Origin of the sequence: Actinotalea ferrariae CF5-4 (genome assembly GCF_000603945.1) — a bacterium.
GTDB lineage: Bacteria > Actinomycetota > Actinomycetes > Actinomycetales > Cellulomonadaceae > Actinotalea > Actinotalea ferrariae.
On the sequence record NZ_AXCW01000033.1, the window covers coordinates 15,363 to 31,643 of the forward strand.

12 protein-coding genes are annotated in these 16,281 nt (G+C 69.1%); 2 read left to right on the forward strand and 10 right to left on the reverse strand.

Translation table 11 applies throughout. The features are described from left to right. Positions 1–5: 5 nt before the first annotated feature. The 10 genes from rplC to rplJ form a co-directional block, all read right to left on the reverse strand. The gene (gene rplC, locus N866_RS04940; protein ID WP_034223453.1) at positions 6–668 is read right to left on the reverse strand and encodes a 50S ribosomal protein L3; all 663 of its coding nucleotides are present in this window, start codon (positions 666–668) and stop codon (positions 6–8) included. 16 nt (positions 669–684) lie between these two features. After that, on the reverse strand, positions 685–993 hold the full coding sequence (gene rpsJ / locus N866_RS04945) for a 30S ribosomal protein S10 (RefSeq protein ID WP_012867945.1): 309 nt from the start codon (positions 991–993) through the stop codon (positions 685–687). 516 nt (positions 994–1,509) lie between these two features. Continuing rightward, positions 1,510–2,700 carry an elongation factor Tu gene (tuf, locus tag N866_RS04950; RefSeq protein WP_034223455.1) on the reverse strand — a complete coding sequence of 397 codons (1,191 nt, stop codon included), beginning with the start codon at positions 2,698–2,700 and terminating at the stop codon, positions 1,510–1,512. Between the two features lie 115 nt (positions 2,701–2,815). Further along, entirely contained in the window at positions 2,816–4,918 is a 2,103-nt protein-coding gene (gene fusA / locus N866_RS04955; protein WP_034223457.1) for an elongation factor G, read from the reverse strand. A 48-nt stretch (positions 4,919–4,966) separates the two neighbouring features. Further along, the gene (rpsG, locus tag N866_RS04960) at positions 4,967–5,437 is read right to left on the reverse strand and encodes a 30S ribosomal protein S7 (RefSeq protein ID WP_034223459.1); all 471 of its coding nucleotides are present in this window, start codon (positions 5,435–5,437) and stop codon (positions 4,967–4,969) included. After that, complete coding sequence (gene rpsL / locus N866_RS04965; RefSeq protein ID WP_034223461.1) at positions 5,437–5,811, reverse strand: 30S ribosomal protein S12; 375 nt, start codon at positions 5,809–5,811, stop codon at positions 5,437–5,439. The genes rpsG and rpsL overlap by 1 nt, the downstream gene beginning before the upstream one ends. Positions 5,812–6,230: 419 nt before the next feature. Then, positions 6,231–10,106 carry a DNA-directed RNA polymerase subunit beta' gene (locus N866_RS04970; RefSeq protein ID WP_034223463.1) on the reverse strand — a complete coding sequence of 1,292 codons (3,876 nt, stop codon included), beginning with the start codon at positions 10,104–10,106 and terminating at the stop codon, positions 6,231–6,233. Positions 10,107–10,203: 97 nt separating this feature from the next. Next, the gene (gene rpoB / locus N866_RS04975; protein WP_034223467.1) at positions 10,204–13,713 is read right to left on the reverse strand and encodes a DNA-directed RNA polymerase subunit beta; all 3,510 of its coding nucleotides are present in this window, start codon (positions 13,711–13,713) and stop codon (positions 10,204–10,206) included. Positions 13,714–14,033: 320 nt separating this feature from the next. Then, positions 14,034–14,417 (reverse strand): 50S ribosomal protein L7/L12, encoded by a 384-nt coding sequence (gene rplL, locus N866_RS04980; RefSeq protein WP_034223469.1) that lies wholly within the window; start codon positions 14,415–14,417, stop codon positions 14,034–14,036. Between the two features lie 95 nt (positions 14,418–14,512). Continuing rightward, a complete protein-coding gene (gene rplJ / locus N866_RS04985; RefSeq protein WP_034223472.1) occupies positions 14,513–15,043 on the reverse strand; it encodes a 50S ribosomal protein L10 in 531 nt (176 codons plus the stop codon). Positions 15,044–15,497: 454 nt separating this feature from the next. Between rplJ and N866_RS04990 the strand changes: the two genes are divergently transcribed. Then, the gene (locus N866_RS04990) at positions 15,498–15,914 is read left to right on the forward strand and encodes a DUF4383 domain-containing protein (protein WP_034223474.1); all 417 of its coding nucleotides are present in this window, start codon (positions 15,498–15,500) and stop codon (positions 15,912–15,914) included. Positions 15,915–15,918: 4 nt separating this feature from the next. Continuing rightward, positions 15,919–16,281: hypothetical protein (locus N866_RS04995; protein WP_034223477.1), on the forward strand; the 363-nt coding region annotated here is incomplete at its 3' end.

Here is a 16,281-nt window from a genome sequence, read left to right on the forward strand (position 1 = left end):
GGGACTCACGCTCCCTTCACGGCGGAGCGCACGAGCACGACGCCGCCCTTGGGGCCGGGGACGGCGCCCTTGACGAGCACCAGGCCCTTCTCGGCGTCGACCGCGTGCACGGTCAGGTTCTGGGTGGTCTGGCGGACGTGACCCATCCGGCCCGCCATCTTCAGGCCCTTGAACACGCGCGACGGCGTCGAGGCGCCACCGATCGAGCCGGGCTTGCGGTGGTTGCGGTGGGCACCGTGCGAGGCGCCGACGCCGTGGAACCCGTGGCGCTTCATGACACCAGCGGTGCCCTTGCCCTTGGTGGTGCCGACGACGTCGATGAGCTGGCCGGCGGTGAAGGCCTCGGCGGTGATCTCCTGGCCGAGCACGTACTGGCCGGCGTCCGGGGTGCGGATCTCCGTGAGGTGGCGACGCGGGGTCACGCCGGCCTTCTCGAAGTGGCCCTTCAGCGGCTGGGTGACCTTGCGCGGGTCGATCTGGCCGAAGGCCAGCTGGACCGCCGCGTAGCCGTCCGACTCCTCGGAGCGGACCTGGGTCACCACGTTGGTGCCGACCTGCACGACGGTGACGGGCACGAGGCGCCCGGCCTCGTCCCACACCTGGGTCATGCCGAGCTTGGTGCCCAGCACGGCCGTGATCGGCTTGGCGTTCTGGGGAAGCGTGGTCATCGTGATCTCCTGAGCCTCAGAGCTTGATCTCGATGTTCACGTCCGCGGGCAGGTCGAGACGCATGAGCGAGTCGACCGCCTTCGGCGTGGGATCGATGATGTCGATGAGGCGCTTGTGGGTGCGCATCTCGAAGTGCTCGCGGCTGTCCTTGTACTTGTGAGGCGACCGGATGACGCAGAAGACGTTCTTCTCCGTCGGCAGCGGCACCGGACCCACGACCGTCGCACCAGCGCGCGTCACCGTGTCGACGATCTTGCGCGCCGAGCTGTCGATGACCTCGTGGTCGTAGGACTTGAGCCGGATGCGGATCTTCTGTCCCGCCATGGCGTCGTCTGACTCTCTCTCTCGAACCGCTAGCTGTCCGACCCCCGCACTCGGGCGTGTCGCGTGATGCGACACACTCTTGCGCTGCGCACCCGAAAGGCACGAGGTCGTTGGTTGCTGTCGGGACCACGCCGGCCGGAGGCCGTGGGATCCCTCAACGTCTGTCGTACATGGCTGCCGCGCACACCGGTCCGGCCGCGATCTGGCACCGGGCAAGATCGAGGATCCCACCGGCGGCCGCGTTCGGACGCAACGGCGCCGGGCAACCTGAACAGTGTGCCAGAGGAATCCGCGGATGACCAATCGCGTGTCGCTCGGCCCGGCCGAGCAGCGCGTGGTAGCCGTCAGGTCCCAGCACCCCGCCCGCGCGTCCTCGCGGAGAGCCGCCCGGTACCCGGGCGCCTCCCCCGCCCGCGGACGCCGAGGCCGGCTCCAGGCCTGTCTCAGCGCCTCTGCGGATCTGTCGGGCGACATGGCGAGGGCCCGGACCCCCAGGGGTCCGGGCCCTCGTCGGCGTCACTTGACGATCTTGGTGACCTTGCCCGAGCCGACGGTCCGGCCACCCTCGCGGATGGCGAAGCCGAGGCCCTCCTCCATGGCGATCGGCTGGATCAGCTCGACCGACATCTCGGTGTTGTCGCCGGGCATGACCATCTCGGTGCCCTCGGGCAGCGTGATGACGCCGGTGACGTCCGTGGTCCGGAAGTAGAACTGCGGACGGTAGTTCGAGTAGAACGGGTTGTGACGCCCACCCTCGTCCTTGGCCAGGATGTAGACCTGGGCCTCGAAGTTGGTGTGCGGCGTGATCGAACCCGGCTTCACGACGACCTGGCCACGCTCGACGTCCTCACGCTTGATGCCACGGAGCAGGAGGCCGCAGTTCTCGCCGGCCCACGCCTCGTCCATCTGCTTGTGGAACATCTCGATGCCGGTGACCGTCGTCTTCTGCGGCGGGCGGATACCGACGATCTCGACCTCGGAGTTGATCGCGAGCTTGCCGCGGTCGACCTTGCCGGTGACGACGGTGCCACGACCGGTGATGGTGAAGACGTCCTCGATCGGCATGAGGAACGGCTTGTCCATGTCACGGACGGGCTCCGGGACCGACTCGTCGACGGCGTCGAGGAGCTCCTGGACCGACTCGACCCACTTCGGGTCGCCCTCGAGCGCCTTGAGCCCGGAGACGCGGACGACGGGAGCGTTGTCGCCGTCGAAGCCCTGGGCGGACAGCAGCTCGCGGACCTCCATCTCGACGAGCTCGAGGATCTCCTCGTCGTCGACCATGTCGGACTTGTTGAGCGCCACGAGCAGGTAGGGCACGCCGACCTGACGGGCGAGCAGGACGTGCTCACGCGTCTGGGCCATCGGGCCGTCCGTCGCGGCGACCACCAGGATCGCGCCGTCCATCTGGGCGGCACCGGTGATCATGTTCTTGATGTAGTCGGCGTGACCCGGCGCGTCGACGTGCGCGTAGTGGCGCTTCTCCGTCTGGTACTCGACGTGCGCGATGTTGATCGTGATACCGCGCTGCTTCTCCTCCGGCGCCTTGTCGATCTCGTCGAACGGCGTGAAGGGGTTCAGGGTCGGGTACTTGTCGTGCAGCACCTTCGAGATGGCAGCGGTCAGCGTCGTCTTGCCGTGGTCGACGTGACCGATGGTCCCGATGTTGACGTGCGGCTTGGTCCGCTCGAACTTGGCCTTCGCCACTGGTGTCCTCCTCGGACTGGGTAGTTGTGCCGAACGGTGCAGGTGCCGGATGACTCCTGCGGGGCGTTGCGGTCGCTACAGGTTGATGGTTGTACTGACGGTTCGACCTGTGGGACTACTCGCCCCGGGTCTTCTTGATGATCTCCTCGGCGACGTTCCGAGGAACCTCGGCATAGCTGTCGAACTGCATGGAGTACACCGCACGGCCCTGCGTCTTGGAACGCAGGTCGCCGACGTACCCGAACATCTCCGACAGCGGGACGAGTGCGCGGATGACCTTGACCCCCGTCGCGTCCTCCATGGACTGGATCATGCCGCGACGAGAGTTGATGTCGCCGATGACGTCACCCATGTAGTCCTCGGGCGTCCGGACCTCCACGGCCATGATCGGCTCGAGGAGGACGGGGTCCGCCTTCCGCGCGGCCTCCTTGAGGATCATCGAGCCCGCGATCTTGAACGCCATCTCGGACGAGTCGACGTCGTGCGCCGCACCGTCCAGGAGGGTCGCCTTGACGCCGACCAGCGGGAAGCCGGCGAGCACGCCGAGCTCCATCGCCGACTGGATGCCCGCGTCCACGCTCGGGATGTACTCGCGCGGGACGCGACCACCGGTGACCGCGTTGACGAACTCGTACAGCTCGCCGGCCTCGCGGTCGAGCGGCTCGAACGTCATCTGGACCTTGGCGTACTGGCCCGAGCCACCGGTCTGCTTCTTGTGCACGTAGTCGATCTTCTCGACCTTGCGCTTGATCGTCTCGCGGTAGGCCACCTGCGGCTTGCCGACGTTCGCCTCGACCTTGAACTCGCGCCGCATGCGGTCGACGAGGATGTCGAGGTGGAGCTCGCCCATGCCGCCGATGACGGTCTGGCCGGACTCCTCGTCCAGGCGGACGCGGAACGTCGGGTCCTCCTCGGCGAGCTTCTGGATGGCCAGGGACAGCTTCTCCTGGTCGCCCTTCGTCTTCGGCTCGATCGCCACGTCGATGACCGGCTCAGGGAAGGTCATCGACTCGAGGACCACCTGCTTCGCCGGGTCGCACAGGGTGTCACCGGTGGTGACGTCCTTGAGCCCGATGAAGGCGTAGATGTGGCCCGCCGTGGCCTCCTCGACCGGGTTCTCCTTGTTGGCGTGCATCTGGAAGAGCTTCCCGATGCGCTCCTTCTTGCCCTTGGTCGAGTTCACGACCTGGGCACCGGAGGGGACCTTGCCGGAGTAGACCCGGACGTAGGTGAGCTTGCCGAAGAACGGGTGCGCCGCGACCTTGAACGCCAGGGCCGAGAACGGCTCGTCGGCGGACGGGCGGCGGAGCACCTCCGTCTCCTCGTCACCGACGGCGTGGCCGGTGACGGCGGGGACGTCCAGCGGCGTGGGCAGGTAGTCGACGACCGCGTCGAGCATGGGCTGGACGCCCTTGTTCTTGAACGCGGAGCCGCACAGGACCGGGTAGGCCTCGCCGGCGATCGTCAGCGTGCGGATGCCCCGCTTGATCTCGTCCTCGGTGAGCTCCTCACCGCCGAGGTACTTCTCGAGCAGCTCCTCGTCCGCCTCGGCGACGGCCTCGATGAGCGCCTGGCGGTACTCCTCGGCCTTCTCGACGAGGTCCGCGGGGATCTCCTCGATCGTGTAGTCCTCGCCCTTCTGGACCTCTCCGCGCCACGTCAGGGCGCGGCGGTAGATGAGGTCGACGACGCCGATGAAGTCGTTCTCCGACCCGATCGGGATCTGCAGGGGCAGCGGCTTGGCCTTGAGGCGGTTCACGATCGTGTCGACCGTGAAGTAGAAGTCCGCACCGAGCTTGTCCATCTTGTTGACGAAGCAGATCCGGGGGACGTTGTACTTGTCCGCCTGGCGCCACACCGTCTCGGACTGGGGCTCGACACCCTCCTTGCCGTCGAACACGGCGACCGCACCGTCGAGCACGCGCAGCGACCGCTCCACCTCGACGGTGAAGTCGACGTGACCGGGCGTGTCGATGATGTTGATCTGGTTGCCGGCCCAGTAGCAGGTCGTCGCGGCCGACGTGATCGTGATGCCGCGCTCCTGCTCCTGCTCCATCCAGTCCATCGTCGAGGCACCGTCGTGCGTCTCACCGATCTTGTAGTTGACCCCGGTGTAGAACAGGATCCGCTCGGTGGTCGTCGTCTTGCCGGCATCGATGTGCGCCATGATGCCGATGTTGCGGACCTTCTTGAGGTCGGTCAGCACGTCAAGTGCCACGGGTAAGCCCTTCTCGGTACGGGTCAGGGGGCGTGGGCCCCGCTGGGGTCACCAGCGGTAGTGCGCGAACGCCTTGTTCGACTCGGCCATCTTGTGCATGTCCTCGCGACGCTTGACCGCGGCACCCAGGCCGTTGCTGGCGTCGAGGATCTCGTTCATGAGGCGCTCGGTCATGGTCTTCTCGCGACGGGCGCGGGAGTAGTCCACGAGCCAGCGCAGCGCCAGCGTCGTCGAGCGGACCGGACGGACCTCGACCGGGACCTGGTAGGTCGCGCCACCGACACGGCGGGAGCGGACCTCCAGCGCCGGGCGGACGTTCTCCAGCGCGCGCTTGAGGACGACGACGGGGTCGCCGCCCGTCTTCTCGCGCGCACCCTCGAGGGCGCCGTAGACGATGGCCTCCGCGACGGACTTCTTGCCGTCGAGCAGGACCTTGTTGATGAGCTGGGTGACGACGGGAGACCCGTAGACCGGGTCGGCGATGAGCGGCCGCTTCGGGGCCGGGCCCTTGCGAGGCATCAGCTCTTCTCCTTCTTCGCGCCGTAGCGGCTGCGAGCCTGCTTGCGGTTCTTCACGCCCTGGGTGTCGAGCGCACCGCGAATGATCTTGTAGCGGACACCGGGGAGGTCCTTCACACGGCCGCCGCGGACGAGCACGATCGAGTGCTCCTGCAGGTTGTGGCCGACGCCGGGGATGTACGCCGTGACCTCGATCTGGCTCGAGAGCTTCACACGCGCGACCTTGCGCAGCGCGGAGTTCGGCTTCTTCGGGGTCGTGGTGTAGACGCGCGTGCACACACCGCGTCGCTGGGGGCTGCCCTTGAGGGCCGGCGTCTTGGAAGAGTTCGCCTTGGACGACCTTCCCTTGCGCACGAGCTGCTGGATCGTGGGCACTACGTCTCCGTGTCTCTCGGTACTGCTCGTCTGGTCGGACCGGGGGCTCCCGGTCTCGGGTCCGCGCTGCCGCGGCTCCTGGTCTTTCGTCCTGCACCGACCCCCGCGTCCGGGCGTGTCGGGCCACCTGAGCGCGTCGCCGCCCGCCGGATCCGATCTGACGGGGGTTCAGCGCGTGGTGGTCCACCGGCCATCCCACCTCCCCCGACCCCGGCTGCCCCGGAGGGCACGGGCGGTTCAGCGGCGATGCACGCGCGAGGGCCCGACGGCGCGGGCACAGGGGCCCACGCTACCCAACGCTCCTCGGAGCGTCAAAGTGACGCGGGGCACGCCCACGCCCCCTGCCGCCCCCTCCCGGTCCGACGACGGCGGCCGCCGCCCGCTCGCACGGGTCGGCGGCCGCCGTCGTCAAGGTCGGCTCAGCGCAGGTCGCCGAAGTCGATGTCCTCGAGCGGGATGGCCTCGCCGGAGCCCATGCCGAGCGGCGGGAAGTCGATCTCGTCGTAGCCGAAGGACGGGTACAGCTCGGCCTTCGCCTCCTCGGTCGGCTCCACCGTGACGTCGACGTACAGCGGCATGCCCGTCCCCGCGGGGATGAGCTTTCCGATGATGACGTTCTCCTTGAGGCCCAGCAGCGGGTCGCTGCGACCGCTCATCGCGGCCTCGGTGAGGACGCGGGTCGTCTCCTGGAAGGAGGCGGCCGACAGCCACGAGTCGGTCGCGAGCGACGCCTTCGTGATGCCCATGAGCTCCGGACGGCCCGCGGCCGGCTGACGCCCCTCGGCGACCGCCTTGCGGTTGGCCGTCTCGAAGCGCCCCCGCTCGGCGAGCTCGCCGGGCAGCAGGTCGGTCTCACCCGAGTCGAGCACGGTCACGCGCCGCAGCATCTGCCGCACGATGACCTCGATGTGCTTGTCGTGGATGTCCACGCCCTGGGAGCGGTACGTCTCCTGGACCTCGTCCACCAGGTGCTTCTGGGTGGCGCGGGGGCCGAGGATGCGCAGGACCTTCTTCGGGTCCACCGCACCCTGGACGAGCTGCGTGCCGACCTCGACGTGGTCGCCGTCGGACACCAGCAGGCGTGACCGCTTGGAGACCGGGTACGCCACCTCCTCCGACCCGTCGTCGGGCGTGAGCACGAGCTTGCGCAGGCGCTCCGTGTCGTCGACGGCGATGCGGCCGGTGTGCTCCGCGATGGGCGCCTCACCCTTGGGGGTGCGGGCCTCGAAGAGCTCCTGGACACGCGGCAGACCCTGGGTGATGTCGTCGGCCGATGCCACACCACCGGTGTGGAACGTCCGCATCGTCAGCTGCGTGCCGGGCTCACCGATCGACTGGGCCGAGATGATGCCGACGGCCTCACCGATGTCGACCATCTTGCCGGTGGCCAGCGAGCGGCCGTAGCAGAGGGCGCACGTGCCCACCTTGGACTCGCAGGTCAGGACCGAGCGGACCTTGACCTCCGTGACGCCCGCCTCGAGGAAGCGCTCGATGAGGACGTCGCCCGCGTCGTCGCCCGCGTTGCCCACCACGGTGCCGTCGCTGCCGACGACGTCCGTGGCGAGGGTACGCGCGTAGACGCTGGTCTCGACCTTCTCGTGCCGGACGAGCGTGCCCTCCGACAGCGTCTCCGCGATCGGCAGGGTCAGCCCGCGCTCCGTGCCGCAGTCGTGCTCACGGATGATGACGTCCTGGGAGACGTCGACCAGACGACGCGTCAGGTACCCCGAGTCGGCGGTCCGCAGGGCGGTGTCCGCCAGGCCCTTCCGCGCGCCGTGCGACGCGATGAAGTACTCGAGGACGGACAGGCCCTCGCGGTAGTTCGACTTGATCGGGCGCGGGATGATCTCGCCCTTCGGGTTGGCCACGAGGCCACGCATGCCGGCGATCTGGCGGACCTGCATCCAGTTGCCTCGGGCACCCGACGACACCATCTTGTTCAGCGTGTTGTGCGCCGGGAAGTTGTCGCGCATGACGCTCGCGACCTCGTCCGTCGCCTGCGTCCAGATCTCGATGAGCTCCTGGCGACGCTCGTCGTCGGTGATCAGGCCCTTGTCGTACTGGGTCTGGATCTTCGCGGCGCGCGCCTCGTAGGTGTCGAGGATCTTCTGCTTGTCCTGCGGCGTCGCGACGTCGGAGATGGCGATCGTGACCCCGGACCGCGTGGCCCAGTGGAAGCCGGACTCCTTGAGCGCGTCCAGGCTCGCGGCGACCTCCACCTTCGGGTACCGCTCGGCCAGGTCGTTGACGATCGCGGACAGCTTCTTCTTGTCCACCACGCCGTTGACGTACGGGTAGTCGATCGGCAGCAGCTCGTTGAAGAGGGCGCGGCCGAGGGTCGTCTCCAGCACGATCGGCTGGTCCGGGTCCCAGCCCTCGGGCGCGTCGAACTCCGTCGGCGGCACGAGGTCGGTGAACCGGATGCCGACGACGGCGTTGAGGTCCAGCGAGCCCTGGTCGAAGGCCATCATCGCCTCGGAGACCGAGACGAACTTCCGGCCGGCGCCGTGCGCGTCCTCCTTGTCGGCCGTCAGGTGGAACAGGCCGATGATCATGTCCTGCGAGGGCATGGTCACCGGACGGCCGTCCGACGGCTTGAGGATGTTGTTGCTCGACAGCATGAGGATGCGGGCCTCGGCCTGCGCCTCGGTCGACAGCGGCAGGTGCACCGCCATCTGGTCGCCGTCGAAGTCGGCGTTGAACGCGGCGCACACCAGCGGGTGCAGGTGGATCGCCTTGCCCTCGACGAGCTTCGGCTCGAACGCCTGGATGCCGAGACGGTGCAGCGTCGGTGCGCGGTTCAGCAGCACCGGGTGCTCGGTGATGACCTCCTCGAGCACGTCCCAGACCTGGGGGCGCGCCCGCTCGACCATCCGCTTGGCGCTCTTGATGTTCTGCGCGTGGTTGAGGTCCACGAGCCGCTTCATGACGAACGGCTTGAACAGCTCCAGCGCCATCTGCTTGGGCAGGCCGCACTGGTGCAGCTTGAGCTCCGGGCCGACGACGATGACCGAACGGCCCGAGTAGTCGACGCGCTTGCCGAGCAGGTTCTGGCGGAACCGGCCCTGCTTGCCCTTGAGCATGTCCGAGATCGACTTGAGCGGGCGGTTGCCCGGGCCCGTCACCGGGCGCCCGCGGCGGCCGTTGTCGAACAGCGCGTCGACGGCCTCCTGGAGCATCCGCTTCTCGTTGTTGACGATGATCTCGGGCGCGCCGAGGTCGAGCAGCCGCTTGAGGCGGTTGTTCCGGTTGATGACGCGGCGGTACAGGTCGTTCAGGTCCGACGTCGCGAACCGGCCACCGTCGAGCTGCACCATCGGGCGCAGGTCCGGCGGGATGACCGGGACCGCGTCGAGCACCATGCCCAGGGGCGTGTTGCTCGTGGTGAGGAACGCGTTGACGACCTTCAGGCGCTTCAGGGCGCGCGTCTTCCGCTGCCCCTTGCCGTTCTTGATGATGTCGCGCAGCGAGTCCGCCTCGGCCTGGAGGTCGAAGTCCTCCAGGCGCTTCTGGATCGCCGCCGCGCCCATCGCGCCCTTGAAGTAGTTGCCGTACCGGTCGCCGAGCTGGCGGTACAGCATCTCGTCGCCCTCGAGGTCCGCGACCTTGAGGTTCTTGAAGCGGTCCCAGACCTGCTCGAGGCGCTCGATCTCGGCGTCCGCGCGCTTGCGGATCTGCGCCATCTCGCGCTCGGCGGAGTCGCGCACCTTGCGGCGCGCGTCGGCCTTGGCACCCTCGGCCTCGAGCTGGGCGAGGTCCTCCTCGAGCCGCTGCGCGCGCTTGTCGATGTCGACGTCGCGGCGGGTGGCGATCTCCTTCTTCTCCAGGTCGATCTCGTTCTGGAGGTTCGGCAGGTCCTCCTGCCGGCCCTGCACGTCCACCTCGGTGATCATGTAGGCGGCGAAGTAGATGACCTTCTCGAGGTCCTTCGGCGCCAGGTCGAGGAGGTAGCCCAGACGCGACGGGACACCCTTGAAGAACCAGATGTGGGTGACCGGCGCGGCGAGCTCGATGTGGCCCATGCGCTCACGGCGCACCTTCGAGCGCGTCACCTCGACGCCGCAGCGCTCGCAGATGATGCCCTTGAAGCGCACGCGCTTGTACTTGCCGCAGTAGCACTCCCAGTCCCGGGTCGGACCGAAGATCTTCTCGCAGAAGAGCCCGTCCTTCTCCGGCTTGAGGGTCCGGTAGTTGATGGTCTCGGGCTTCTTGACCTCGCCGTGGGACCACGTGCGGATGTCCTCCGCGGTCGCCAGGCCGATGCGCAGCTCGTCGAAGACGTTGACGTCGAGCAAGGTTCCTTCTTTCCTTCACAGTCCGTATTCACCGTGAGTGGCCGGTGAGTGCCGGTGACCTGCCACGGGGCCCGTCAGGACCCCGTGGCAGGCGAGGTCAGATCTCCTCGATGCTCGAGGCGTTCGGGCGGCGGGACAGGTCGATGCCCAGCTCCTCCGCCGCGCGGTACACCTCGTCGTCGTTCTCCTTCATGTCGATCGAGACACCGTCGGACGACAGCACCTCGACGTTCAGGCAGAGCGACTGCATCTCCTTGAGGAGGACCTTGAACGACTCCGGGATGCCCGAGTCGGGGATGTTCTCGCCCTTGACGATGGCCTCGTAGACCTTGACGCGACCGGGCACGTCGTCGGACTTGATCGTGAGGAGCTCCTGGAGGGTGTACGCGGCGCCGTACGCCTCGAGCGCCCACACCTCCATCTCGCCGAACCGCTGGCCGCCGAACTGCGCCTTACCACCGAGCGGCTGCTGGGTGATCATCGAGTAGGGGCCGGTGGAGCGGGCGTGGATCTTGTCGTCCACCAGGTGGTGCAGCTTCAGGATGTACATGTAGCCGACGGCCACCGGGTCCGGGAACGGCTCCCCCGAGCGCCCGTCGAACAGGCGCGCCTTGCCGGTCGAGTCGACCATGCGGTCGCCGTCGCGGTTCGGATGGGTGCTGCCGAGCAGGCCGGTGAGGACCTCCTCCGGCACGCCGTCGAAGACCGGCGTCGCGACCGGGGTGCCGGGCAGGCTGCGCTCGGCGACCTCCGGGACGCGGGCGAGCCACTGCGCGCCGCCGTCCTCGGCGTTCTTGACGTCCCAGCCCTGCTTGGCGACCCACCCGAGGTGGGTCTCGAGGACCTGGCCGACGTTCATGCGGCCGGGCACGCCGAGCGGGTTGAGGACGATGTCCACCGCGGTGCCGTCCGGGAGGAACGGCATGTCCTCGACGGGCAGGATCTTGGAGATGACGCCCTTGTTGCCGTGACGACCGGCGAGCTTGTCGCCGTCGGTGATCTTGCGGCGGGCGGCGATGTACACGCGGACGAGCTCGTTCACGCCGGCGGGCAGCTCGTCGCCGTCCTCCCGGCTGAACGTGCGCACCTCGATGACCGTGCCGGACTCGCCGTGGGGCACCTTGAGCGACGTGTCGCGGACCTCGCGGGCCTTCTCGCCGAAGATCGCACGGAGCAGGCGCTCCTCCGGGGTCAGCTCGGTCTCGCCCTTCGGGGTGACCTTGCCGACGAGCACGTCGCCGGCCGCGACCTCGGCACCGATGCGGATGATGCCGCGCTCGTCGAGGTCCGCGAGGACCTCCTCGGAGACGTTCGGGATGTCCCGCGTGATCTCCTCGGGGCCGAGCTTGGTGTCGCGCGCGTCGACCTCGTGCTCCTCGATGTGGATCGAGGAGAGGACGTCGTCCTGGACCAGCCGCTGGCTGAGGATGATCGCGTCCTCGTAGTTGTGGCCCTCCCACGACATGAACGCCACGAGGAGGTTGCGGCCGAGCGCGAGCTCGCCCTCGTCCGTCGCAGGGCCGTCGGCCAGCACGGAGCCGACCTCGACGCGGGCGCCCTCGTCGACCAGCACGCGCTGGTTGTAGGACGTGCCCTGGTTCGAGCGACGGAACTTCGCGACCCGGTAGGTCGAGGTCGTCGCGTCGTCGTTCGCCACGGTGATGAGCTCCGCGGACACCTCGGTGACGACACCGGGCTTGGTGGCCACGATCACGTCGCCGGCGTCGACGGCGGCACGGCGCTCCATGCCCGTGCCGACCAGCGGGGCCTCCGAGCGCACCAGCGGCACGGCCTGGCGCTGCATGTTGGCGCCCATGAGCGCGCGGTTGGCGTCGTCGTGCTCGAGGAACGGGATCATCGCGGTCGCGACCGAGACCATCTGGCGCGGCGAGACGTCCATGTAGTCGACCATGTCGCCCGGGACGATCTCGACCTCGCCGCCCTTGACGCGCACGAGCACGCGGTCCTCGGCGAAGTGGCCGTCCTCCGACAGCGCCGCGTTGGCCTGGGCGATGACGAAGCGGTCCTCGTCGTCGGCGGTGAGGTAGTTGACCTCGTCCGTGACGCGGCCGTTCTCCACCTTGCGGTACGGGGTCTCGACGAAGCCGAACGCGTTGATCCGGCCGTACGTCGCGAGCGAGCCGATGAGGCCGATGTTCGGGCCCTCAGGGGTCTCGATCGGGCACATGCGGCCGTAGTGCGACGGGTGGACGTCACGGACCTCCATGCCGGCACGGTCACGGGACAGACCACCCGGGCCCAGGGCCGACAGGCGCCGCTTGTGCGTCAGGCCGGCGAGCGGGTTGTTCTGGTCCATGAACTGCGACAGCTGCGACGTGCCGAAGAACTCCTTGATCGACGCCACCACGGGGCGGATGTTGATCAGGGTCTGCGGCGTGATCGCCTCGACGTCCTGCGTCGTCATGCGCTCGCGCACGACGCGCTCCATCCGCGACAGGCCCGTGCGGACCTGGTTCTGGATGAGCTCGCCGACCGCGCGGATGCGACGGTTGCCGAAGTGGTCGATGTCGTCCGTCTCGACGCGCACCTCGACCGGCTCGCCGTTGCGGCGGCCGTCGATCGTGGCGACCTCGGCGTGCAGCGCCGCCATGTACTTGATGGTCGCGACGACGTCCTTGACCGACAGGACCGAGTCGCTGAGCGGCACGTCGATCCCGAGCTTCTTGTTCACCTTGTAGCGGCCGACCTTCGCCAGGTCGTAGCGCTTGGGGTTGAAGTAGAAGTTCTCCAGGAGCGCGCGGCCCGCCTCGACGGTCGGCGGCTCGCCCGGGCGGATCTTGCGGTAGATGTCGAGGAGGGCCTCCTCCTCGGTGTTCACGTGGTCCTTCTCCAGCGTCTCCAGGACGGCCGGGAACTGCGCGAACTCCTCGCGGATCTCCGCCTCGGGCATGCCCAGGGCCTTGAGGAAGACCGTGACCGACTGCTTGCGCTTGCGGTCCACGCGCACGCCGACGGCGTCGCGCTTGTCGATCTCGAACTCCAGCCACGCGCCGCGCGACGGGATGATCTTGGAGGTGAAGATGTCCTTGTCCGACGTCTTGTCGGCGGTGCGCTCGAAGTACACGCCCGGCGACCGCACGAGCTGGGAGACGACCACGCGCTCCGTGCCGTTGATGATGAAGGTGCCGCGCTCGGTCATGAGGGGGAACTCACCCATGAAGACCGTCTGGCTCTTGATCTCGCCGGTCGTGTAGTTGACGAACTCCGCGGTGACGAAGAGCGGCGCCGCGTAGGTGAAGTCCTTCTCCTTGCACTCCTCCGCCGTGTACTTCGGCGGCTCGAAGCGGTGGTCGCGGAACGACAGCGACATGCTGCCGCCGAAGTCCTCGATCGGGGAGATCTCCTCGAAGATCTCCTCCAGACCCGACGTCTCCGGCACGTCCTGGCGTCCGGCCTCGAGGGCGGCAGCGACGCGCTGCTTCCACGCCTCGTTGCCCAGGAGCCAGTCGAAGTTCTCGGTCTGCAGACCGAGGAGGTCGGGGACCTCCAGCGGCTCGTGGATCGTGGCGAAGGAGATGCGACGAGATGCGGTGCGGTTCGCGATAGCGTCGGCGGACGGAGCAGAAGGGGTGCGCGAGGCAGCCAAGAGGGGTCCTTCCCTGCGGATCGTGTGCACGCGCGCGGGACCGTGTCCTACCCTCGTCAACCAGCCCGCGACGGCGGATCGGCCACCGGGCACAGCTCGGGACCGAGGAGCGGGTTGAGGGGAGGCAGGCACAAGCCAGCGCAAAGCGCTAGCGTAGCCGGACAGCAGACCATTGTCCAACCCCGCCGTCAAGCCCCCACGCCACATCGTGACCGGACCGTCGCGAGCACACGACGAGGCCCGCACCCCTGAGGGGTGCGGGCCTCGTCGTGGTCGGAGCGCCCGCCGGAGCCGGCGCGCCAGGCGTCAGGGACGCAGGGTCACTTGAGCGTGACCGTGGCGCCGGCGCCCTCGAGGGCAGCCTTGGCCTTGTCCGCGGTCTCCTTGTTGACACCCTCCAGGACGGGCTTGGGGGCGCCGTCGACGAGGTCCTTGGCCTCCTTCAGGCCGAGGCTCGTGAGGGCGCGCACCTCCTTGATGACCTGGATCTTCTTGTCACCGGCGGCCTCGAGGACGACGTCGAAGTCCGTCTTCTCCTCGACCTCCTCGGCGGCGGCGGCGGGGCCGGCGGCGGCCGCGACGGCGACCGGAGCAGCAGCGGTGACCTCGAAGGTCTCCTCGAAGGCCTTCACGAACTCGGAGAGCTCGATGAGGGTGAGCTCCTTGAACGCGTCGAGCAGCTCCTCGGTGGTGAGCTTCGCCATGGTGGCGTGTCCTTCCTGGTTGCCCTGCTCTGCGGAGCAGGTGGGGTGTGGTGTGTCGGGGTGCAGGTCGTCACCCGGGCGCGCGGCCCGGGACGTCAGGCCGCCTGCTCCTCGGTCGCCCGCTTCTCACGCAGGGCATCGATGACGCGCGCGGCCTGGGCCGTGGGCGCCGTGAACATGTAGGCAGCCTGGTAGAGCTTGCCCTTCATCGCGCCGGCCATCTTGGCCAGCAGCACCTCGCGGGACTCGAGGTCCGCGAGCTTGGTGATGTCCTCGGCCGCGAGGGCGCGCCCGTCGAGGACACCGCCCTTGATCACGAGCTGAGGGTTCGCCTTGGCGAAGTCACGCAGACCCTTGGCCGCCTCGACCGGGTCACCGGTCACGAAGGCGACGGCCGAGGGGCCGGCGAGCTGGGCGTCGAGACCCTCGACGCCCGCCTGCTTGGCCGCGATGGCGGACAGCGTGTTCTTCACCACGGCGTAGGTTGCGTTGCCGCTGAGCGCGCGACGCAGCTGCTTGAGCTGCTTCACGGTGAGCCCGCGGTACTCGGTCAGCACGACGGCGTTGGACTCACGGAACTGCTGGGTGAGCTCAGCGACCGCGGCTGCCTTGTCCGGCCTCGCCATGGCAATCCTTCCGGTGGTGGTCCCGCAGTGTCGTCGGACGGCCGGCCCCGGAAACGAGAAGAGCCCCGCGCAGGCGCGGGGCTCACAACCGGACGGGCGCACGGCACGACCGGTCGAAGTCACATCACCTGCGCCGGCCCCCGCTCGTGAGCGGAGCTTCGGTCGACACCCGCATGCGGGCAGCCGACGACCTGCGGTCTTGGGCTCGACGAGCGTACGCGACCGGCGCGCTGGGGCCAAATCCCGACGGGTGGGGCTCAGCGGGCGGGGCTCAGCGGGCGGGGCTCAGCGGGCGGAGCGGTCGGGGCCGGGTGCCGGCCAGGTGCGGGGCGCGCGGCTCGCCGTCGTGCGGGGCGCGCGGCTTTCACCCGGTGCCCGTCCCATCCTCCTCGCGGGCTGCGCCGAACCCCCCACGACGGCGGGACCGGCCCGCCCCCGCACCGGAGGTGCCCTCGTGAACCGTTCCCCCAACCGCCTCGTCGCCGGCGTCTTCGGCGTCGTGTACCTGCTCGTCGGCGCGGCGGGCTTCGTCGTCACCACCGGCGTCGACCTCGCCGCGACCGACGGCGCCACGCTCGTCTTCTTCGAGGTGAACCCGCTGCACAACGTCGTCCACCTCGCCATCGGCGCGGCCCTGCTGGCCTCCGCCCTCCGCTCGGCGGACGCCGCCACGGTCGTCAACACCGTGGTCGGGGCCGTCTACCTGCTCGTCGGGCTGGCCGGCCTCTTCCTCATCGGGTCCGGCGCCAACATCCTCGCCCTGAACGGCGCCGACAACGTCCTGCACATGGCGAGCGCGCTCCTCCTGCTCGGGGTGGGCCTCGCCGGGGACCGCGAGCGCGCGGGCGAGCACGTCGCCGCCGCCCGCTGACGCCGTGAGCACCGCGATCGGGCTCGCCGTCGGGGTGCCGGCGGCACCGGGGACCGCGAGCTCGGACCGCGAGGGCGCGCGCCGGGGCCCTCTCGTCGACGTGCGCCGGGCTCCTTCCGACGCCGTCCGACGGGGTCCCGGGCTGCAGGCCACGGGACGGGGACCGGGACTGCCGCACGTCGCCGTCGGGGTGCTGGCGCTCGCCCGCGCCGGCGCCGGGCTTGTCGCCGTCGCCCTCGGTGCCGAGCACCTCCGGCACCCCGACGGCCTTGCCTGGGGCGCGGGCCTAGCCGCGGCCGGGTTCGCCGTGGGGCTGCACGGCCTGCTCGACCTGCGCCGACGTCGTGCGGCAGGCGCGGGGGCCGCG